The 21,046-nt window shown below is 66.3% G+C and carries 21 protein-coding genes; 3 read left to right on the top strand and 18 right to left on the bottom strand.

All coding sequences use genetic code 11. The annotated features are described in order from the left end of the window. Window positions 1-71: 71 nt before the first annotated feature. Genes EOD43_RS05065 through EOD43_RS05000 form a run of 14 tightly spaced genes read right to left on the bottom strand, consistent with a single transcriptional unit; the run spans window position 72 to window position 12,817 of the window. Window positions 72-530 carry a MaoC family dehydratase gene (locus EOD43_RS05065; RefSeq protein ID WP_127741684.1) on the bottom strand — a complete coding sequence of 153 codons (459 nt, stop codon included), beginning with the start codon at window positions 528-530 and terminating at the stop codon, window positions 72-74. Then, complete coding sequence (locus EOD43_RS05060; RefSeq protein WP_127741682.1) at window positions 527-1,309, bottom strand: SDR family oxidoreductase; 783 nt, start codon at window positions 1,307-1,309, stop codon at window positions 527-529. The genes EOD43_RS05065 and EOD43_RS05060 overlap by 4 nt, the downstream gene beginning before the upstream one ends. 12 nt (window positions 1,310-1,321) lie before the next feature. Further along, complete coding sequence (locus EOD43_RS05055; protein ID WP_127741680.1) at window positions 1,322-2,506, bottom strand: acyl-CoA dehydrogenase family protein; 1,185 nt, start codon at window positions 2,504-2,506, stop codon at window positions 1,322-1,324. Then, a complete protein-coding gene (locus tag EOD43_RS05050) occupies window positions 2,503-3,495 on the bottom strand; it encodes an acyl-CoA dehydrogenase family protein (protein ID WP_127741678.1) in 993 nt (330 codons plus the stop codon). Before EOD43_RS05050 ends, EOD43_RS05055 begins: the two co-directional genes overlap by 4 nt. A gap of 6 nt (window positions 3,496-3,501) precedes the next feature. Then, window positions 3,502-4,404, bottom strand: a complete 903-nt coding sequence (locus EOD43_RS05045) for an SDR family oxidoreductase (RefSeq protein ID WP_206363488.1) — start codon at window positions 4,402-4,404, stop codon at window positions 3,502-3,504. After that, window positions 4,404-5,021: an LbetaH domain-containing protein gene (locus EOD43_RS05040; protein ID WP_240653085.1), complete on the bottom strand. Its 618-nt coding sequence runs from the start codon at window positions 5,019-5,021 to the stop codon at window positions 4,404-4,406. Before EOD43_RS05040 ends, EOD43_RS05045 begins: the two co-directional genes overlap by 1 nt. Window positions 5,022-5,072: 51 nt before the next feature. After that, window positions 5,073-6,224 (bottom strand): acetyl-CoA C-acetyltransferase, encoded by a 1,152-nt coding sequence (locus tag EOD43_RS05035; RefSeq protein ID WP_127741672.1) that lies wholly within the window; start codon window positions 6,222-6,224, stop codon window positions 5,073-5,075. Between the two features lie 11 nt (window positions 6,225-6,235). Beyond that, window positions 6,236-7,243, bottom strand: a complete 1,008-nt coding sequence (locus tag EOD43_RS05030) for an acyl-CoA dehydrogenase family protein (protein WP_127741670.1) — start codon at window positions 7,241-7,243, stop codon at window positions 6,236-6,238. A gap of 11 nt (window positions 7,244-7,254) precedes the next feature. After that, the gene (locus EOD43_RS05025; RefSeq protein WP_127741668.1) at window positions 7,255-8,406 is read right to left on the bottom strand and encodes an acyl-CoA dehydrogenase family protein; all 1,152 of its coding nucleotides are present in this window, start codon (window positions 8,404-8,406) and stop codon (window positions 7,255-7,257) included. Then, window positions 8,406-9,161, bottom strand: a complete 756-nt coding sequence (locus EOD43_RS05020; protein WP_127741666.1) for an enoyl-CoA hydratase family protein — start codon at window positions 9,159-9,161, stop codon at window positions 8,406-8,408. The genes EOD43_RS05025 and EOD43_RS05020 overlap by 1 nt, the downstream gene beginning before the upstream one ends. Beyond that, entirely contained in the window at window positions 9,161-10,228 is a 1,068-nt protein-coding gene (locus EOD43_RS05015) for an NAD(P)H-dependent flavin oxidoreductase (RefSeq protein ID WP_127741664.1), read from the bottom strand. The genes EOD43_RS05020 and EOD43_RS05015 overlap by 1 nt, the downstream gene beginning before the upstream one ends. A 2-nt stretch (window positions 10,229-10,230) precedes the next feature. Then, window positions 10,231-11,133 (bottom strand): enoyl-CoA hydratase, encoded by a 903-nt coding sequence (locus EOD43_RS05010; RefSeq protein ID WP_127741662.1) that lies wholly within the window; start codon window positions 11,131-11,133, stop codon window positions 10,231-10,233. Continuing rightward, window positions 11,130-11,930 (bottom strand): CoA-transferase subunit beta, encoded by an 801-nt coding sequence (locus EOD43_RS05005; RefSeq protein WP_127741660.1) that lies wholly within the window; start codon window positions 11,928-11,930, stop codon window positions 11,130-11,132. The genes EOD43_RS05010 and EOD43_RS05005 overlap by 4 nt, the downstream gene beginning before the upstream one ends. 11 nt (window positions 11,931-11,941) lie before the next feature. Then, window positions 11,942-12,817: a CoA transferase subunit A gene (locus tag EOD43_RS05000; protein WP_127741658.1), complete on the bottom strand. Its 876-nt coding sequence runs from the start codon at window positions 12,815-12,817 to the stop codon at window positions 11,942-11,944. A 241-nt stretch (window positions 12,818-13,058) separates the two neighbouring features. On the opposite strand from EOD43_RS05000, the gene EOD43_RS04995 reads away from it, so the two are divergent. The 3 genes from EOD43_RS04995 (at window position 13,059) to EOD43_RS04985 (ending at window position 16,224) form a co-directional block, all read left to right on the top strand. Beyond that, window positions 13,059-13,799: an SDR family NAD(P)-dependent oxidoreductase gene (locus EOD43_RS04995; protein WP_164857105.1), complete on the top strand. Its 741-nt coding sequence runs from the start codon at window positions 13,059-13,061 to the stop codon at window positions 13,797-13,799. A 107-nt stretch (window positions 13,800-13,906) separates the two neighbouring features. Then, the gene (locus EOD43_RS04990) at window positions 13,907-14,848 is read left to right on the top strand and encodes a LysR family transcriptional regulator (RefSeq protein ID WP_127741654.1); all 942 of its coding nucleotides are present in this window, start codon (window positions 13,907-13,909) and stop codon (window positions 14,846-14,848) included. A gap of 227 nt (window positions 14,849-15,075) precedes the next feature. Further along, on the top strand, window positions 15,076-16,224 hold the full coding sequence (locus EOD43_RS04985) for an LLM class flavin-dependent oxidoreductase (protein WP_127741652.1): 1,149 nt from the start codon (window positions 15,076-15,078) through the stop codon (window positions 16,222-16,224). Between the two features lie 55 nt (window positions 16,225-16,279). On the opposite strand, the gene EOD43_RS04980 is transcribed toward EOD43_RS04985, so the two are convergent. From EOD43_RS04980 to EOD43_RS04965, 4 genes are all read right to left on the bottom strand, one after another. Further along, entirely contained in the window at window positions 16,280-16,654 is a 375-nt protein-coding gene (locus EOD43_RS04980) for a hypothetical protein (RefSeq protein ID WP_164857104.1), read from the bottom strand. 175 nt (window positions 16,655-16,829) lie between these two features. Beyond that, window positions 16,830-18,944 carry a TonB-dependent receptor gene (locus EOD43_RS04975; protein WP_127741648.1) on the bottom strand — a complete coding sequence of 705 codons (2,115 nt, stop codon included), beginning with the start codon at window positions 18,942-18,944 and terminating at the stop codon, window positions 16,830-16,832. A 142-nt stretch (window positions 18,945-19,086) separates the two neighbouring features. Beyond that, the gene (locus tag EOD43_RS04970) at window positions 19,087-20,250 is read right to left on the bottom strand and encodes a helix-turn-helix transcriptional regulator (protein WP_164857103.1); all 1,164 of its coding nucleotides are present in this window, start codon (window positions 20,248-20,250) and stop codon (window positions 19,087-19,089) included. Beyond that, the gene (locus EOD43_RS04965) at window positions 20,243-20,986 is read right to left on the bottom strand and encodes an SDR family oxidoreductase (RefSeq protein WP_127741644.1); all 744 of its coding nucleotides are present in this window, start codon (window positions 20,984-20,986) and stop codon (window positions 20,243-20,245) included. The genes EOD43_RS04970 and EOD43_RS04965 overlap by 8 nt, the downstream gene beginning before the upstream one ends. Window positions 20,987-21,046: the final 60 nt, after the last annotated feature.

The following is a 21,046-nucleotide window of genomic DNA, read 5'->3' as shown; positions in this document are numbered from 1 at the left end:
GGTCCCGCTTCTAACCGAAGCAGGAAAAAGAAGCGGGACCCCGGATCAAGTCCGGGGTGACGTTGGTGGTGTCAGGGAAAGAAGCGGCTGATCGTATCGACCACACAGGCCGGCTTCGCCTCACCGTCAATCTCGACAGTCACGCGCACGACGACCTGAAACCCGCCCTTGGCCTCTTCGGCCGAAACGATCTCGCCGACGCCGCGAATACGGCTCCCCACCTTCACCGGCGTCAGGAAGCGCAGCTTGTCGGTGCCGACATTGATCCCCATCGACGCATTCCGCACCTCGATCAGTTCGGGCAGGAAGCGGTTGACGAGGCTCATCGTCAGATAACCATGCGCGATCGTCGCCCCGAACGGCCCGTCCTTCGCCTTCACCGGATCGACGTGGATCCACTGATGATCGTCGGTCGCCTGCGCGAACTGGTCGATGCGATCCTGCTCGATCGTCACCCACTCGCTCGGCCCCAGCGTCTCGCCCGCACTGCCGATCAGGTCGGCGGGGGTTTCGAAGATGCGCGCGCTCACGGATGCTGGCTCGAAACGGCGACGACTTCGCCGGTCATGTAGGACGACAGGTCGGATGCGAGGAACAGCATGACGTTGGCCACCTCCCACGGTTCGGCATAGCGGCCCAGCGCCTCGCGCCCGGCCAGTTCCTCGAGCAGCCCCGGCGGCGTCACCTTGCTGAGCGCAGCGTGCATCGCGAAGCTCGGCGACACCGCGTTGATCCGCACACCATGTTCGGCCGCTTCCATCGCCGAACAGCGCGTGAAGGCCATCACGCCCGCCTTGGCCGCCGCATAATGCGACTGCAGCGTCTGCGCGCGCCAGCCCAGCACCGAGGCGTTGTTGACGATCACGCCCGCCTTGCGCTCGTACAGATGCGGCAGGATCGCGCGGGTCATGCGAAACACGCTGTTGAGCGTGACGTCGATCACCTTGAACCACTGGTCGTCGGTCATCTCGACGATCGGCGCATTGCCGCCGAGGCCGGCATTGTTCACCAGCACGTCGATATGGCCGAGCTTTTCTATAGCGGTCGCTATCAAAGCCCGAACCTGCTCCTCATTGGTCACGTCGCAGGTCAGGACGTGTGGGCGCGCGGCCCCCGTCGCGGCGATCGCATCGGCGGTCTCGTTTAGCCGGCGTTCGTGCGTGTCGGACAGGAACAGGATCGCCCCCTCCTCCGCCGCGCGCCGCGCCAGCGCGCCGCCGATGCCGCTGCCCGCAGCCGCGGTGATCAACATGGTCTTGCCCTTAACGAGACCCGTCGGGGTCGGATAAGGCGGGGGGACGTTAGCCACTTGTCGGTTCCCTTACTTTGCGCGCGTGCGTGCTTCGCGCGGCAGGCCGAGCGCGCGCTCGGCGATGATGTTGCGCTGGATCTCGTTGGTGCCGCCGTAGATCGTGTCGGCACGCGAATAGAGGAACAGGTGCGGCAGGCGCGAAAAGGCATATTCGCCATGCGCGTCGCTGATCTCGCCCGCCTGCCCAAGCACCTCCATCGCCAGTTCGCCAAGCGACTGGCGCCAGTTGGCCCACTGGATCTTGTAGGTGAAGGCCGCCGGATTGCTCCCGCCATCGGCCGAGGCGGTAAGCATGCGGAGCGCGCCATAGCGCATCAGCCGCAGGCCGATCTCCGCCTGCGCGATCTTCTGACGAATGACGGGATCGCCCGCCGAACCATTGGCGCGCGCGGCTTCGATCAGATCGTCGAGTTCGTTGCGAAAGCCCATCTGCTGGCCGAGCGTGGAAACGCCGCGCTCGAACCCCAGCAACGCCATCGCGACGCCCCAGCCCTGCCCCGGCTCGCCGAGGATGTTGGCCGCATCGGTGCGCGCGGCATCGAAGAAGGTCTCGTTGAACTCGGACTCGCCGGTCATCTGGACAATGTTGCGGACGGTGACGCCGTCCTGATCCATCGGCACCAGCAGGAAGGACAGCCCCTTCGAACCCACGCTCTCCGGATCGGTGCGCGCGATGACGAAGATCCAGTCGCAGAATTGCGCGAGGCTGGTCCAGACCTTCTGGCCCTCGATCACCCAGTCGCCGCCTTCGCGCCACGCCTTGGTGCGCACGCCGCCCAGGTCCGATCCCGCGCCCGGCTCCGAATAGCCCTGGCACCAGATATGGTCGCCATTCGCGATGGCGGGCAGGAAGCGCGCCTTCTGCTCGTCGGTGCCGTAAGCGAGGATGGTCGGGCCGATCAGCTCGATGCCCAGATGGTTGAGCCGGGGCGGGCCGCCTGCGCGCGCATATTCCTCGGCAAAGATCACCTGCTGCGCCAGCGTCGCGTCACGCCCGCCATATTGCGCAGGCCAGCCGATGCAGCTCCAGCGCGAGGCCGCGAGATATTTTTCCCACTCGCGCCGCCGCTCGGGCATCTCGACCAGGCTGGTGACGCCACGCACATCGGCAAACGGCCCCGTCAGCGCGGCGGTGAGCCACGTCGCCGCCTCGACACGGAAAGCCTCCTCGGCTTCGGTAAAACCAAGCTTCATGCCGCGATCGCCCCCAACCCGATGATCTGCGCAATCGCCTCGCGATGCTGCGCCGACGAACCGAACAGGGTGCGGTCGGCCTGCGCGCGCTTGAAGAAGAGGTGCGCGTCATGCTCCCAGGTGAAGCCGATGCCGCCGTGCAGCTGGATCATCGCCCCCGCGCAGGTCGCATAGGCATCGGCCGCGAAGGCCTTGGCCGAATGGAGCGCGAGTTCGGCATCCTCCGCGCCTTCGTCGACCGCACACGCCGCCCAATAGACCGCCGATCGCGCCTGTTCGATTTCGACCATCATGTCGGCGAGCCGATGCTTGATCGCCTGAAAGCCGCCGATCGCCTGCCCGAATTGCTGGCGTTCCTTCACATATTCGACCGTGCGATCGAGGCACGCCTGCGCGCCGCCCAGCGCATCGGCCGCCACCGCGATCCAACCCGTATGTTTTGCGACATCCAGCGCCTTCGCTGACAAGGTCGCGATCGGAGCGCCGGTCAACTTTACCTGCGCGAGCGGGCGAGTCTGATCCATCGTCACCCCCGCGCCGACCTCGACCGCATCGCGATCGGCGACCACAAGCCCGCCATCCTGCTCGATCAGAAACAGGTCGGCGATCGTCCCGTGCGGCGCAAGGCCACCCGCCAGCGCCAAAGTCGCCACCTGCCCGCCCAGCACACGCTCGATCAGGTCGGCGCGGCCGTCGGCCTGCAGCGCGCTCAGCGCCGCTTGCGTCGCGATCAGCGGCACGGCGGCCACCTGCCTGCCCGCCGCCTCGGCGATGATCGCGAGTTCGACCATGCCGAGTTCGGACCCGCCGACATCGCCCGGCATATGCACGCCGACGAAGCCGGTCGCCGACAGGCTATCCCACAGCGCGCGGTCACAGCCCGCATCGGCCATCGCCGCGCGGGTGCGCTCGCTGGTCGCCTCGCCCACGAACAGGTCGTTGGCCGTTTCGGCGATCATCGCCTGTTCGTCGGTGAAGGCGAAGCGCATGACGCCTCAGCTGCCCCAGACGGCGCGCGGCGCCTTGCGATCGGCCAGCAGCGCGTCGACTGCGGCTCCGACATTCGCCGGATCCCACTTCGCATCCTGATCGACCGTCGGGCCGAGGTGCCAGCCGTCCTCGATGGTGATCCGCCCGCCTTCGAGTTCGAAGACGCAGCCGGTGACATGCTTCGACTGGACCGAACCCAGCCACACCACGGTCGGCGCGATGTTATCGGGATCCTGCTTGTCGAAGCCCTCGGTGACCTCGGCCATCTTCTCGCTGAACGCACCGGTGGTCATCCGCGTGCGCGCCGAAGGGGCGAGCGCGTTGGCGGTGATGCCGTAGCGGCCAAGCTCCGCCGCCTGCACCAACGTCAGCGCCGCGATGCCGCCCTTCGCGGTCGAATAGGCCGCCTGCGCGATCGAACCCTGAAGCCCCGCGCCGCTGGTGGTGTTGATGATGCGCGCGTCGACCGGATTGCCCGCCTTCTGCTGCGCCCGCCAATAATCGACCGCGTGGCGCGCCAGGCAGAAATGGCCGCGCAGATGCACGTGCATCGTCGCGTCCCATTCCTCCGGCGTCGCCGACACGAACATGCGATCGCGCACGATGCCCGCATTGTTGACGACGACGTCGAGCCCGCCGAACCGCGCGACCGTCGCCTCGACGATCCGCTTCGTCGCGTCCCAATCGGTCACGTCGTCATAGTTCGCCATCGCCTGCCCGCCGGCCGCAATGATCTCCGCCACCACCGCATCGGCGGCCGACGTGTCGCGGCCTTCGCCGCCCAGGCTGGTGCCGATGTCGTTGACGACCACGTTCGCGCCCTCGGCGGCGAAGGCGAGCGCGTAGCTGCGCCCCAGCCCGCGCGCCGCGCCGGTGATGATGACGGTGCGTCCTTCGCAGATACCCATCAGTTTGCCCTTCCCTCTTCGATCTTTTTGGCCATCTGCCGCTCGCGATAGTCCGCGACCGGCCCGCTCAGCCGCACGCCGACCGCCTCGGATTTGAGGCGCGGCCTGTCCGCTTCCACCGCGTTCAGCGGCTCGGTCTCGACGATGTCGGTCAGCGCCTCGCGCGCCAGCCGCTGATATTCGCCGTGGCCGTCATTCTTCCACGTCACCTTGTTCGGCTCGATCGATCGCACCACCGCCGCCGGATTGCCCGCGACCAGGCTGCGTTCGGGGATCTGCATCCCGTTCTTCACCAGCGCGAGCGCGGCGACGAGGCTTTCGGCACCCACATGCGCATGGTCCAAAACAACCGCGTTCATCCCGATCAGCGCATTTTCGCCCACGGTCGCGCCGTGGATGATCGATCCGTGGCCGATCGTGGCGCCGCGCCCGATCACCGTGTCGATGTCGGCCGATCCGTGGATCGTGCAGCTATCCTGCACGCTGCTGTCGCCTTCCACCACGATCCGCCCGAAATCGCCGCGCAGCGACGCGCCCGGCGCGATGAAGCAGCCCGGCCCCACGATCACGTCGCCGATCAGCGCCGCGAGCGGGTGGACGTAGCTCGTCGGGTCCACGACGGGGACGATCCCTTGATAGGCGTAGCAAGGCATCGCCCCGCGCGGTCCTTACAGCCGCTCGATGATCGTGACGTTGGCGAGGCCGCCGCCTTCGCACATCGTCTGCAGGCCATAGCGCCCGCCAGTCCGCTCCAGTTCGTGGAGCAGGGTCGTCATCAGCTTGGTGCCGGTGGCGCCGAGCGGATGGCCGAGCGCGATCGCGCCGCCATTGACGTTGACCTTATCGAGATCGGCGTCGAGTTCCTTCGCCCAGGCGAGGACGACGCTGGCGAACGCCTCGTTGATCTCGATCAGGTCGATATCGTTCAGCTTCAGGCCGGTCTTTTCGAGCGCGTGGCGCGTCGCGGGGATCGGCGCGGTCAGCATGAAGACCGGGCTGTCGCCGCGCACCGTCAGGTGATGGATGCGCGCGCGGGGCTTCAGGCCATGATCCTTGACCGCCTTCTCGCTGGCGATCAGCACCGCGGAGGCGGCGTCCGAAATCTGGCTGGAAACGCCGGCCGTGATCTTTCCGCCCTCGCGCACGGGTTTCAGGCCCGCAAGCCCCTCCAGCGTGGTGCCGCGACGGACGGTCTCGTCCATGCGGAAATCGCCCACGGGCAGGATCTCACGGTCGAAGCGGCCTTCGTCGATCGCGCGTTCGGCGCGCTGGTTCGATGCCAGCGCGAAACGCTCCATATCCTCGCGCGAAATGCCCCAGGTGTCGGCGATCTTCTCGGCGGCGTAGATCTGATTGATCTCCTCGGTGCCGTAGCGCGCGGTCCATGCCGGCGATTCCGAGAAGGGGGTTTCGTGGCCGTAGGTCTGGCCCGCATACATGGCGGCCGAAATCGGGATGGCGTTCATGTTCTGCACGCCGCCCGCCAGCACCAGATCCTGCGTGCCCGAAAGCACGCCCTGCGCGGCGAAGTGGATCGCCTGCTGCGACGATCCGCACTGGCGATCGATCGTCACGCCCGGCACCGCTTCGGGCAGGCCGGCGGCGAGCCAGCAGCTGCGCCCGATATTGCCTGCCTGCGGCCCGATCGCATCGACGCAGCCCCACACCACGTCATCGACCGCGAGCGGATCGAAGCCGAGGCGATCGACCACGTCCTTGATCACGATCGCGCCCAGATCGGCGCTGTGAATGCCGGCGAGGCTGCCTTTCTTGCGCCCGGTCGGGGTGCGGATGGCGTCGACGATATAGGCTTCGGGCACTTGGAAGCTCCTCAGGCGAAGGTGGCTGCGGGGCCGATCGGCATGGTCCCCGTGATGGCTTTCTCGACACGGTCGAGATGGAAGGCGCGGTCGCCCCAGCCGCCGGCGAGCGCCCAGGCGCGCTTCATCCAGAAGTGGAGATTGACCTCATAGGTGTAGCCCATCGCGCCGTGGACCTGGATCGCAGTCTCCCCGGCGGCATAAGCGGCGTCGCACGCGGCGAGCTTGGCGTGGCTGACGTGGATCGCCGCATTCGGCTCGCCATGTTCGACCGCATAGGCCGCGCGCAGCACCACCGGCCGGGCGAACTCGATCGCGACCGAAATGCTCGCGCAATGATGCTTGATCGCCTGGAAGGTGCCGATGGACTGGCCGAATTGCTGGCGGGTATTGGCGTACTCGACGGCCTGCGCGAGCATCGCATCGGCCGCACCCAGCGCCTGTGCGGCGGCGAACAGGGCCGCGCGATCGAGCAAGGCGTCGGCTCTGGCATCGATCGCTTCGCCGCTCGCCGCGACGGGCGCGGACAGACGGCGCAGCGGATCGACGCTATCGAGCGCCTCACCCGCCACAGCCGCGCCGATCGACAGCTTGCCGCCCTCGGCGCTCAGCAGATGCGTCGCGCCCTCAAGGTCGGCGACCCACGGATTGATCGGATGCTGGAGCGCGACCTTGGCCTCGCCGCTCGCGATCGCCGCGACCAGATCGGTCTTGCCGGCGGCGGCGAGGATCGGGAGCGCGACGAAGGCGCTGTCGATCATCGGCTCGGCCAGCCCCGCCTTCCCCGCCTCGATCGCGATCAAAACCGCTTCGACGGTGGTCAGGCCAAGCCCGCCCGCCTCGTCAGATGCGAGCAATCCGGGCAGGCCCATCTCGACCAGCCCCTGCGCGATCTCGGCCGAACGGCGCGACGGCGTTTCGTCGAGCGCGCGGAGCGTATCGGGGCCATGCACACCGGTCAGCCAGTCGCGCACGCCTTCGACCAGCACGGTCTGATCTTCGGTCAAACGGAAGTCCATCGACCCGCCTCCTATCGCGGCAGGCCGAGCAGCCGCTCGGCGATGATGTTGCGCTGGATCTCGTTCGAACCGGCGTAGATCGGGCCGGAGAGCGAGAAGATATAGCCTTCGAGCCAGGCGTTGATGCTGTCGTCGGCCAGCACGCGCAGCTCGGCGGCAGCCCCCAAAATCTGCATCGCCGCGCGGTGCATCGACCGATCGAGTTCGGACCAGAATATCTTGTTCAGGCTCGCCTCGGCGCCGATATGCCCGCCCGCGATGATCTTCGAAGCGACCGAGTAGGTGTTGTAGGCATAAGCCTGCGCGCCCATCCACGCCGCGCTCACTGCTTCGCGCGCCGATGGTGGAGCGTTCGCCCCCTTTTCCTTGAACAGTTCGACCAGCTTCTGCGCGGTCGCCTGAAAACGCGCAGGGGAACGCAGCATCAGCCCGCGCTCGAACCCGGCGGTCGCCATCGCGATCCCCCAGCCATCGCCTTCGCCGGCAAGGCGATTGGCGACGGGCACGCGCACTTCGTCAAAGAACAGTTCGGCAAAGCCTGTGTCGCCGTGCAGCTGACGGATCGGCCGCCGCGTGATGCCGGGCGAATTGAGATCGAACAGCAGGAAGCTCAGCCCCTTGTGACGCTTCGATCCCGCCTCGGTGCGGAACAGGCCGAAGCCCCAGTCGGCGAACGCCGCGCGGCTCGACCAGGTTTTCTGGCCGGTCAGGACATAATGGTCGCCGTCACGCTCGGCCTTGCTGGTGATCGCGGCCATGTCCGAACCGGCGCCCGGCTCCGACCATGCCTGCGCCCAGATGATCTCGCCCTTCGCCATCGGCGTCAGGAAGCGCGCCTTCTGCTCGTCGGTGCCGAACTCCATGATCGTCGGGCCGAGCAGGAAGATGCCGTTCTGGTTGGCGCGATTGGGGCCGCCTGCCCGCCAATATTCTTCCTCGAAGATCAGCCACTGGATCAGGTCCAGCCCGCGTCCCCCATAAGCCTCAGGCCATGTGACCATGCCCCAATTGCCCGATGCCAGCGTGCGTTCCCACGCGACATGCTGGTTATACCCCTCCTCACGCTCCAGCGTGACGAGCGGCTCTTTGGGCACGTTCGCTTCCATCCAGGCGCGGACTTCGGCCCGGAACGCCTGCTGTTCGGGGGTGTAGGCCAGATCCATCAGAACTTGGCCGCCTTGCCCGTTTCGACGAAGGCGTCGCGCGCCTTTTGGCTGTCCTCGTGCATGTACATTTCGAGGGTGAAGCCCTGTTCCCAGCGATAGCCACGATCGACGTCGCGCGGCTCAAGGCCGTTCAACGCTTCCTTGGCGATCACCAGCGCCTTGCGGCTCTTGGACGCGACGACGGCGCAGAAAGCGCGCGCCTCCTCGACCAGCTTGTCGCGCGGCACGACCTTTTCGACCCCACCGAGGCGATAGGCTTCCTCCGCCGGGATATTGCCGCCGGTGAAGAAGGCCGCGCGCACCTTGTGGAGCGGCAGCATCCGCGACAGGTGGCTCGCCCCGCCCATCGCGCCGCGATCGACCTCGGGCAGCGAGAAGAAGGCATCGTCCGCCGCGATGATCGTGTCGGATGCGCCGCAAATGCCGATGCCCCCGCCGATCACGAATTTGTGGACCGCGACCACCACCGGCACCTCGCAATCGCGGATCGCCTTGAACGTCAGGTAATTGCCGCGATTGAGCAGCGTGATGCGATCGGGATGTGCCTGCATCTCCTTGATATCGACGCCGCCGCAAAAGCCGCGCGCCGTCTCCGCCGCGCGGATCAGGACGACATTGACTTCGGGGTTCGCGCCCGCCGCGCGGATCATCTCGGGCAGGCTGTTCCACGTCACGCTGTCGAAGGCGTTGACCGGGGGCACATCGAACACGATCTCGGCGATGCGGTTCTCGATGGTCGTGGTGATCGGCATTACTTTGCCCCTGTGAGTGCGGCGATACGCGCCCGCGCTTCGGTTTCGATCGATGCGACCAGCTCGGCGCAGGTCGGCAAATCCTTCAGTCGCCCGCCGACAAGGCCGGTCGCCATGATCCCGCCCGCCGCATCGCCCTCGACGACTGCGCGCTGGATCATCATGGGTGCCGCCGCCGCCATCATCGCCTGCGGCAGCGAAAGGCCACCGTGGCTGGTCATGCCCTTCGCCGCCTTGAGCATGTCGCCCCAGGACGCACCGGTCTGCTTCTTCATCTCCAGGCCGGCTTCCATCGCGCGGAACAGCATGCCGATCCGGCTCGACTTCTCGATCTTGCCCAGCGCCTCGTTGACGATCATCCGCTGCGGCATGCCATCGACCTTGGTGGAGACGATGATGTCGTCGGTTCCGGCTTTCACATAGCGCGCCTTGACCTCGGCCGGCGGCGCGCTCTCCTGCGTCATCAGGAAGCGCGTGCCCATTGCGATGCCCGCCGCGCCATAAGCCAGCGCCGCCGCCAGACCGCGCCCGTCGCCGAAGCCGCCCGCCGCGATCACCGGCACCTGCACCGCGTCCAGCACCTGCGGCAGCAGCACGGTGGAGGCGACCGAGCCGGTATGCCCGCCACCCTCGCCGCCCTGCACGGCGATCATGTCGACGCCGATCTGCACCATCTTCTGCGCATGCTTCACCGCGCCCACGGTCGGCATGCACAATATACCCGCATCCTTGAAGCGGCCGATCATCTTGGCGTCGGGGCCACGCCCGAAGCTGACCGCGCGCACCTGATCGGCATTTTCGAGGATGATCTCGACGATCTCCGCCGCGCCCGGCTGGAACATGTGGAAATTGACGCCGAAGGGCTTGCTTGTGCCCGCCTTCACCGCGGCGATTCCGGCGCGAACCTCGGCCGGGGTCATCACGGCGGCGGCGAGGAAGCCAAACGCGCCCGCTTCGCTCGATCCGATCACGAGCGGCGCGGTCGCGACCCAGCCCATCGCGGTCTGGATCACCGGCACGCGGCATCCCAGCGCGCGGGTTACGGGGGTGTCGAGCGGATCACTCACGATCAGCTGTCCCCGGCCTGCTTCTTGTTGGCCGCTGCCATGCTCTTGGCGTCCAGCCCGCCCAGGCTGTTGGTCGACGTCAGATCGTTCTGCGCATGCGCGAAATGGTGCATGTGGAACACCGCGTCCATCGCGGTGCGCTTGCCGCGCAGTTCCTCGACATGGTTGAGCGCCTGCTTGATCAGCCAGTTGCCGAGACGCGGGCGCGTCGCCAGTTCGTCGGCGATCGCCTTGACGTCGGCGTCGAGCGTCTCGCGCGTCGACAGGCGGTTGACCATGCCGAAGCTGTAGGCGCGCGGCGCGGGCATGCGCTCACCCAGGTAGAGGAATTCCTTCGCGACGCGCGGCGGCAGTTCGAAGCCGTGCGCGAAATATTCGACGCCGGGAATGCCCATGCGGCCGACCGGATCCTGAAAGAAGGCATCCTCGGTCGCGACGATCATGTCGCACACCCAGGCGAGCATCAGCCCGCCCGCAACGCACGCCCCCTGCACCGCCGCGATCGTCGGCTTGGGCACATCGCGCCAGCGGCGGCACATGCCGAGGTAAACCTCCTGCTCGCGCGTGTAGAGCAGTTCGGCCGCCGGCTTGTTCGTGTGATCGGCCAGCAGATGCTTGCGCTCGAAGCTCTTGTGCAGGTCGCGACCCGGCGTGCCGATGTCGTGCCCGGCCGAGAAATGCTTGCCCGACCCGCGCAGCACGATGACCTTGACCGCATCGTCATCGACGGCGCGCGCAAAGGCGGCGTCGAGCGCATAGGTCATCTGGCTGTTCTGCGCGTTGTTGAACTTCGGCCGGTTCATCGTGACATAGGCGACCGCGCCGCCGACCTCGTAGAGGACCGGCTCGTCGGTCTCGTAGATGATCTCCACCTCTTTCGGCGGAACCAGACCCTCGTCGCTCATGCCGCGACCTTTCGATCGGCCGACGGATTGTCCTTGATGACCGATGCGCGGACATTGTGCGGATCGAGCTTCGCAATGATCGCGAGTTCGTCTGCGGTCGGCAGGCGCGTGGTCGGCACGTCGCCCTCGATCACCAGATCGAAGCCGGTTTCGGCCTTCACCTGATCGACCGTCACGCCCGGATGGACCGACACCAGCCGCACCGCATTGTCCGGCCCTCCGAAATCCATCACGCACAGATCGGTGATCATCTGGCGCAGGTCGACGCCCGAATAATTGCCGCCGGGGATGCGCCGCGCCGGATTGTAGCCGACGCTCGACACCATATCGACTTCGCCCTCCACGAAGACGCGCTTCGAATGGCCGGGGACGAACATCGAGTTCGCATGGTGGATCGTGTTGCCGGGAAAGCCGCGCGCGCCCAGCATCATCACCTTGGGCTTGTCGTACGTGCCGCCCAGCGCGGAGATGTTCATCTGGCCGAAGCGATCGATCTGGTTAGGGGAAACCATCGCGTGCCGCTTGCCGGTCCACACCGCGCTGTCGAAATAGCGCGAGAAGGGCAGGTAGCCGGCGGGCTTGCGATCGTCATAGCCGCGCGGGCCGATCGGCACCGGTTCCTCGACCAGCCAGGCTTCGCCGTCGGTCATCAGCAGTTCGGGCGTGTGCGTCAGCTTGGCCAGGCTCGCGCCCAGACGCGGGATCGGGCCGATGCCGGTGGCGACGATCTCGCCATTGCCGCGAAACGCCTCCGAACAGGCAACGATCAGGAGTTCAGCGAGGGTCGGATTGCTCATCTGCGCTATCCTCAGAAAATCGGGAGCGGCAGCGCCGCGATCTTGGCCGCGCCACCGACGCGATCGATGTAACCGGCCTCATCGGCGCCGATCACCTCGGCCATATACTTATCCCAGCCGCCCTCTTCGGCGGCGCTGGCGGTGTAGGCCTTGAACGCGCCCATATCCCAGCCATAGGCCGGCGGCAGCGAGCTGGGATGCGCGCCCAGCGGCGCTTCGATCACGGCGTGGACGAAGCAGCGTTCGACGATGTTGGCACGCGCATCGTCGGGATGGCTCAGGTCCATCCGCTCGACGACTTCCTCGGCCGAAACATAGGTGCGGTCGGCCGCCTTGGCGAACCATTCGTCATAATAGGTGTCCGGCCCCAGCGCCTGGATATTGCCCCAGTGGTCGGCGCGGTTGACGTGGAGCAGCGCGGCATCGAGCTTGAGCGCCGGCATCGCCACCAGCACTTCGCCATCGTCGTAAGGCGACGTGACCGTCTTGAAGCCGTTATGCGTCATCAGATCGGTGCCCAGACCCACGCGGGTCGGCAGGAAGGGCAGGCGCAGCGCGGCGGCCTTCAGCCCCCACTGGAGATGGCCTTCATCGAGTTCGAGGACGTCGAGACCGCCCGCCTGACGCGCCTTGCGGAAGTACGGCTCCAACGGGATCGCATCGAGCGAGACGAAGCCGAAGATCAGCTTCTTCACCTTGCCCGCCGCCAGCAGCATGCCGACATCGGCGCCGCCATAAGCGACGATGGTGAGATCCTTCAGGTCCGACCGCAGGATCGCGCGCACCAGCGCCATCGGCTTGCGGCGCGGGCCCCAGCCGGCGATGCCGATCGTCATGCCGTCGGAAAGCTCGGCGACGAAATCGTCGAACGAAAGGCGCTTGTCCATCTTGCCCCTGCATCCTCTTCTCATGCGGTCTTGAGCCGCGCCTATGGTGTTCGGGCTAAGCGGATAATCACCATTTGGGGAGGCAAAGCCGGCCGATTACCGGCGCTCCGGAAATATCTCGAAAAGAGATGCGCTCGATCGGCCCTTCTAATTTATTCAACGCTGCACTTCGCAATCGGCGCTTTTTTCTCAAGGCTTGGGGCGATTGATGCTCGACCTCACGAATCGAGGGAGGATGAACATGGCAGGCAGGCTGGCGGGACGGCGGATCATCGTGACGGGGGCGGCATCCGGCATGGGCCGCGCGATCGCACGCCTGTTCGCGGCCGAGGGCGCAAAGCTTGCCCTGATGGACATCGCGCCCGAACCGCTGGCGGTGATCGCGGCGGAGACGGGGGCCGAACATCTGGCGGGCGACGTCGCCGATCTCGCCTATCTCGACGATTGCGTTTCGACCTTCGCCAAGGCGCTCGGCGGGCTCGACGGCCTCGTCAACGCCGCGGGCATTTTGCGCACCGCCCCGATCGAGGAAACCAGCCCGGAGATGTGGGATCGCATTCAGGCGGTGAACCTGTTCGGCCCGGCCCAACTCTGCCGCATCGCGCTTCCGCACCTGCGCGCCAGTGGCAAGGCCGCGATCGTCAACATCGCCTCGCTGGGCGGCATCCGGCCGAACCTCACCATGTCGGCCTATGCCGCGTCGAAGGGCGGGCTGATCGCCTTCACCAAGGTTCTCGCCGCCGAGGCCGCGCCCGACGTGCGCGCCAATGCGCTCTGCCCCGGCTTCATCGCCTCGCCGATGACCGACGCGCTCTATGTCGAGGATCCCTCACGCCGCGACGTCACCCTCGCCCGCCTCGCGATGAACCGCGCGGGCACGGTCGAGGAGATCGCGCAGTCCGCCCTGTTCCTCGTGTCGCATGAATCGAGTTTCACGACGGGCGCGGTGCTGACGTCGGATGGGGGAAGCTCATGGCATTGATTGCCCAACCTCCGTCACCCCCGCGCAGGCGGGGGCCTATCCAGTGTCGTCGCAAGCGGTGGGCTTGGATGGGTCCCCGCCTGCGCGGGGATGACGAAAGTTAAGTCATGGCCCGCGACGCGACGATCATCCTGCGGCACCTCCCTTACTTCCTCGCGGTCGTCGAGGAGGGATCGCTGCAGGCCGCCGCCGCGCGGCTCAACACCACCCAGTCGGCGATCTCGCGCCGCATCCGCCTGCTCGAATTCGAAATCGGGGACGTCCCCCTGTTCGAACGCAGCGCGCGCGGCATGCGGCTGCTGCCCGCGGGCGAGGCGCTGCTGACCGAAACGCGCACCGTCCTCGCCGCAATCGGCCGGGCCAAGGCGCAGATCGATGCGATCGCCAGCGGGGTCGCGGGCCGCATCACCGTAGGCTTCGCCGAAATCCTCGGCCGGCGCACCGACATGCTCGATGCGCTGCGCGATTTCGCAGGGCAGCATCCCACGCTCGATATCCAGATGAAGCCGCTCATCTCCGAGGAGCAGCGCGGCGAGCTGACCGCCGGCACGATCGACCTCGGCCTGCTCTATCACCCGATCGGGGAGGATATCGCGGCCACCCTGTCGGGCAACGGGCAGAGTTTCGCGAGCGCCGCGATCCTCGACGATCCCTTCCTGCTCGCGGTCGCCGCGTCGCACCCGATCGCGACAATGCCCGATCTGCGCCTCGCCGATCTGGGCGACGAGCCGATCGTCTGGGCATCGCACAAGAAGAACCCCCGCCTCTACGATCTGCTGCAGGAGGCGTGCGACCGGCGCGGCTTCGCCCCACGCATCGCGATGGAGACGCCGACGTCGGACATCACGATGAAGATTGTCGCGGCCAGCATGGGGATCGGCTTCGTTCCCGCCTCGCTGATCGGCCACGCGCCCCCGGAAGTCGCCTTCGTCCGCCCGGTGGATTTCGACGTCGCGATGCGCGCCAGCCTGGTGTGGCGCACCACGCCCGATGGCGACCTGCCCTACCGCGTGGCCCAGCATTTCCTGGATCGGGTCTCGCATATTTGATCCAGCTCACGCTGGATAGCGGCACCGGCCCGCTCCCCCACCCGACCTCCCAGCGGCAGTATCTTATGGAAGGTCGGGTGGGGGAGCGGGCCGGTGCCGCCTGGTTCGGCGGATGCCGAACCAGTCCAAAAGGCGCCTTCGAATTTTGCGAAGCCTTCCCTTCGCAATGAGCGCTTTTTTGCTTTGTGCCGCAGCGCGAAAACGCTTTCCAAAGGAGAGCGATTCCCATGAAATTCTCGATGATCTACGAAGCCCAGTTGCTCGATCCGAGCCCGGCGGAGGAGGAGAAGGTGCTGCTCGAAATGGTCGAGCAGGCCGAGGCGCTCGACAAATATGGTTTCGACACGGTTTGGGCGGTCGAGCACACCGCGCTCACCCAATATGCGCATATGAGCGTGCCGGAGACCTTCCTCGCCTTCGTCGCCGGGCGGACGAAGCGGATCGGGATCGGCCATGGGGTCGTCTGCCTGATGCCGGCGATGAACCACCCCATCAAGGTGGCCGAGCGGGTCGCGATGCTCGACATCCTGTCGGGCGGCCGCGTCCATTTCGGCGTCGGCAAGGGCGGCAGCCAGCAGGAAGCGGGCGCCTTCGGCTATGATCTGAACACGCTCCAGCCGATCATCGACGAGGCGATGTATCTGGTGCCCAAGATCCTCGCGAACGGGGAGATCGAGCATCACGGGGAGTATATCGACATCCCCCACCGCCCGATCCACCCGAGCCCCAAGCAGAAGCCGCACCCGCCGATGTATATGGCGACGACCAAGGCGGAGACTTTGGTCATGGCCGGATCGCGCGGCATCGGCGCGCTGGTGATGGGCTTTGGAGGGCCGGAGGACGTGGCGAAGAAAAGCCGCATCTATCGCGAGGCTTATGCCAATCGGAAGGCCGAGGATCAGGTGGGTTTCGTCCCCCTCGAACATCTCGCCGCGCTTTGCCCCACCATCGTCTCGCACGATCGCGAAAAGGCCCGCCGCGTGGGCCTGCGCGGGCAACGCTTCTTCGCCGAGGCGCTGGCGCACTGGTATCAGGGCATGCCCAAGCCGACCGGCTATGATCTGTCGGCCGAGGAGCATCTCGAGGCGCTCCAGCATCTGCGCACCGATCGCCACGCCATCATCGGCGAAGACAAGGTCGCGATGGCGCCCGACCCCGGCTATTATGGCGAAGTGCCGCACGCTTACGGCACGCCGGCCGACTGCATCGCCTATGTCCAGCGCCTGATCGATGCGGGCGCCGACGAAATCCTGTTCCTGTCGCAGATGGGCGGCGTGGAGCATGAGGCAATCATGGAAACGATCCGCCTGATCGGCACCGAGGTCATCCCCCACTTCCGCGCGAAGGGACAGGCCGCCAAGAGGGACGCGGCCTAGACCCGCCGCTTAGCCGATCCGCCGCCACGCCTTTCGGTGATGGCGGCGGGGATGGTCAAATTGCCAGGAAGAGCCGCCGGCCGCTTTGCCGCACGTCGGCAAGCCCCTGATAATCGCCCGGAAAAATCGTCCGCAGGCCGATCGGAAATTCGGTCAATGCCGCGACCTGCCGGCGCCAGCGGACGGCCACCTCCACCCACCGTTGCGCGACCCGATCCCGGCCGCGCTCGTCGTTGCTGTCCCATCCCGAAAGCAGCACCACGAGGCCCAGCGGGATATCCTCCATGCTGTGATAGTCGCGGTCCGAACCCACGATCCACAATTCTTCTATGTCTTCCTTGACCATCGCCCAGGCGATGATCGGATCGGTCATCTGCCGGGGAAGGGCATTGCCCATCGGGCGGTTAAGCAACGGAACGACAACGGACACAGCGGGAATCCCAGAACGCGGCGGAACTGCACAAGCATTCTGTCCAGCACGGCATCGGCCGGTGCTGCTATTCCGGGATTCTGCTAGTGGCGTGCCATCGAGGGGTAGCTAGGAATGAGCGCGATGCGCCCTTGCGGGCGATCGGCCGCGCCCCGAAGAGCGCGGCCATTGTCGGTTAGAAGGTGTAGGTGCCGGTCACACCGTAGCTGACGGGCCGTGCATAGGCGATCGCGTCGGCGAAGGCCGTAACCGATACGCCCTGGCCGTAGCGGGTGTTGGTGAGGTTGCGGCCCCAGACCGACAGCTTCAGGCTATCCTGCAGCGTGTAGCTGACCTCCGCATTCACCAGCGAATATTCGCTCTGGCGGCTGCGGTTATCCACGGTCCAGGCGAAGCCCGAATTATAGTAATAGGTGGCCGAGAAGCCGAGCTTGTCGCCGTTCGCCAGTTCGCGATCGTAATTGACGCCGACATTGCCGGTGAACTTCGGCGTGCGGACCAGCGGGTTATCCGTGGCGTCACCCGTGAACTGGATGTTGCCGCCCGCAGGTGCGTTGGCCGGCGCGAAGAAGGGCGCGTTGACGAAGCTGCCATATTTGGCGTTGGTATAGGCGCCCGCGAAGCGCACCCGGAATGCGGGCGTGATCCGGTAGGTCAGGTCCGCATCGAGACCGTAGATGGTCGCATCGGCGGCGTTCAGGATCATGGCAAGGCCGGTCGCGCTGCGCGTCTGCAGCTGAAGCTGCTGATAGTCGTAATAGAAGATCGACATGTTCGCGGTGATCGCATTGCTCGAATGCTTCACGCCGAACTCATAGGCGTCGATCTTCTCGGGCTTGATCGCGGGCACGTTGAACGTGGTCGAATTGTAGAGGCCGCTCTTGAAGCCCTTCGAATAGGTGAAATAGATGTTCGACTGCGGATCGACCTCGTACATCAGCGAGAAGCGCGGGGTCCACGCATCGAACACCGCCTTGTTGAACGCCATCGTCGGCGTGGCGAGGCGACGCGAACTGATCGTGCGCTTTTCCTTGCTGTAGCGGATGCCGGCGGTGAACTTCAGCTGCGGCATCACCTCATAGGTGCCCTCGGCAAAGGCCGCGCCCGCCTTCGCCTTCAGCCGCGCCTCGGTGACGAGCGTGCCGTTCGACAGGGTCGGGTTGAAATCCTTCTGATCGAAATAATAGGTGCCGGCCAGCCACTGGAACGGCCCCGGCTCCGACGAGGAGAGGGTGAATTCCTGCGTGAACACATTCTCGTTGATCGTCACGTTAACGCGGTTAACCGCGGCGACCACGCGATCCTGATCGGTGAACGACCGGTGATCGGTGTTGCGATAGGCGGTCAGCGATTTGGCGACGATGCCGTCGAAATCGTGCTGGATCTCCGCGCTGCCGCCATAGCCCCAGCTGTGCGCGAACGGATCGAAAGTGAGCGCCAGCTTGTACGGATCGGTCGGGATCGGCGAATTGACGGTGGAGGCCGCGCGCGGCCCACTGCCGATCGGGCGGATCGAAACGCCGGTCGAATCCTCGACCCGGCCATAATCGCCGCTCAGCGTGATGCTGGTCGCCTCGCCCGGCTCGATCAGCAGCTTACCGCGGACATTATATTCCTGGTAGGTCGACAGATCGGTGCCGCGCAGCGCATCCTTGGTGAAGCCGTTATCGTCGCGATAATAGCCCGCGATGCTGAACGCGATGCCCGGCGCGATCGGGCCGGACAGATACGCGCCGCCGCGCACTTCGTCGAAGCGGCCATAGGATGCCATGATCTTGCCGGTGAAGGTGTCCGACGGCTTCTTGGTGTTGACCAGGATCGCGCCGCCGGTGGCGTTACGGCCGAACAGGGTGCCCTGCGGGCCTTTCAGCACCTGGATCGAGTCGATGTTCAACAGGTCGAACACCGCGAAATTCTGGCTCGCGATATAGACGCCGTCGACATAGAGCGCGACCGGCGATTCCGCGCCGCCCGCGACGATCGTGGTGCCGACGCCGCGGATCGTCGGCTGCAATGCCGCGCCCGTATTCTGGATGGTGATGCCGGGGGTCAGCATCGCAAGGTCGCGCGTCGCGGTGGTGCCGTTGCGTTCCAGTTCGGCCGAATTGAACGCGGCCACCGTCAGCGGCACGTCCTTCAGCTTTTCCTCGCGGCGCTGCGCGGTGACGATGATTTCGTTGTCGCTCGTCGTCGCCTCGACAGGGGCGATCGCATCCTGCGCCCATGCGGGGGCCGACAGCGCCATCGCCAGCGTCGACAACGCGGCACCGCTCTTCACGATCTTGTGCATCCTCCATCCCCTCTTCTGGTCTTTTCGCCACTTTGTTCGTGACGTTGCTTATCCGCAGACCAGTATCTTTCATGGGCGAAAGACGGGAGCGAGAAAATTCGATAGGGCCATTGCAGGGGCCGCAACCCCGGCCTGCTCTGGATTAGCCGAGCATCGCCACGCTGCGCAGGATCAGGCGCACCAGTTCGGCCTGCCGCCCGACGCCGACCTTGGCGAAGATCTTCTTCGAATAGCTGCGCACCGTGCTTTCGGTCAGCCCGGTTTCCTTCGCGGCCTCCGCCAGCGTCAGCCCCTGCGTCAGCAGCGCGGCCAGGTTCGCCTCCGACGGCGACAGATCGAACAGGGTCGCGATCAACTGCTCGAACGATCCGCCCCGCGCCGCATCGGTCGCGTAGATCACGACGGCCGGACCCAGATCGGCCGGCGCGCGCCGCTCGCGCCGGATCGCGCGGACGAGGATGCCGAGGCCGTCGGCGCGATCGTCGACGCAGCGGAACGCCTTCACGAAATCGCTTTCGGGATCGGCGATCCGCGCCGCCAGCGCCTTGTCGACCGTCTCGCGGAAGCGCGCGCCGTCGCTGCGCCCGCCCAGCGTCAGCCGCCCGTCCATCACGCGGAAGGTTTCGCCGCGATCGATCATCTGCTGCGCGGCGCCGTTCGCGCGCACCATCCGCCCGCGCCCGTCGATCATGAAGGTGCCGATCGTCAGCCGGTCGAGCGCGTCGGTCAGCACCTCCAGTTCGGATTCGTCGCGATAGATGCGCGAAAACAGCGCCAGCGCCTGTTCGAAATGCGGGCGCAGCGCCGCCATGAAGCGCTTATGCTCCTCGCCGAAGCGCATCCCCGATCCCGAATGGACCAGCCCGATATTGCATTCGAGCCCGCCCGGCTCGGTCACATACATGCCCACCGCCTGTTCGATGCCGTAAGGGCGCATGATCGTGCGGTAGAACTCGCTCTCCTCCAGCGCCTCGCGGCTCGCCACCTCTTCGAGCAGGACGATGTCGCCCGATCGCTGGAGCGCGTTGCGCAACGGATCGAGATGGCCGATTTCGGCGTGCGCGGTGCCCAGGTCGCGCGCCTCCTTGCCGCGCACCGGCGGGGTCTTGCCCCACAGCACCATCGGGGCGAGGCCCTTGCGGCTCAACTGCAGCGTGATCGCCGCATTCTGGCACCCGACCAGATCGACGAGCGTGGACAGGAAACCGCGCCACGGCACGGGCTCCAACGGCCCGCGATAGAGCGCCATCACCAGATCGTCGCTGAGCGCGAGATCCTCGGGAGCGGCGCTCTGGGCCTTAGCCATGCGCCAGCCCCAGATAGGCGGGCACTTCGCCGCCGCCATGCACCGCCAGCTCCGCGCCGCTGACATAGGCCGCCTGATCGGAGGCGAGCCAGACGACCGCGTTCGCGATGTCCGCGCCCCACGCCATCCGCTTCATCGGTAGCATGTTCGAAATCCGCGCAACGCCGGGGGGGCCGCCATAATGGTCGTCCTGCCCTTCCTCGGCCTCGACCAGCCCGACGATGATCGCGTTGACGCGCACCTTCGGGCCCCATTCCATCGCCATGCCGCTGGTCGCGCTCAACAACCCTGCCTTCGCCGCACCATAAGCGACCGTCCCCGGCGAGGCGCGCTTGCCCGAAACGCTGGCGATGTTGATGACGGAGCCGCCCTCGGTCTGCCCCACCATCACCGCATGCGCCGCGCGCGCGAGGTAGATCGGGCCGAGCAGGTTGAGCGCCACGACACGCTCGACCAGCTTCGCCGAACTGTCGGCCAGCCCGACATTGGGCGAACCGCCCGCATTGTTGACCAGCAGGTCGAGCCGACCGAACCGCTCCTTCACCTGCGCGACCAGATCCTCAGCCACCTGCGCGTCGCGAATGTCCGCCTGGATGAAGACCGCGCCGTCATCTTCGGCCGGCGGCGTGCGCCCGCACACCGCGACCCGCCAGCCGTCGCTCAGCAGCCGATCGGCGATCGCCTTGCCGATCCCCCGCGTGCCGCCCGTAATCAATGCCACCCGGCTGTCGCTCATCACCCTCGCCTTTTTCCGTTCGGCCCGCTGTGCGCACGGGCGCCGGACTCGTCTCTCCCC

The sequence above is a fragment of the Sphingomonas crocodyli genome (assembly GCF_004005865.1).
Taxonomy (GTDB): domain Bacteria; phylum Pseudomonadota; class Alphaproteobacteria; order Sphingomonadales; family Sphingomonadaceae; genus Rhizorhabdus; species Rhizorhabdus crocodyli.
The sequence above is the reverse complement of the archived record's forward strand: the minus strand, read 5'-3'. Positions and strand labels throughout refer to the sequence as shown.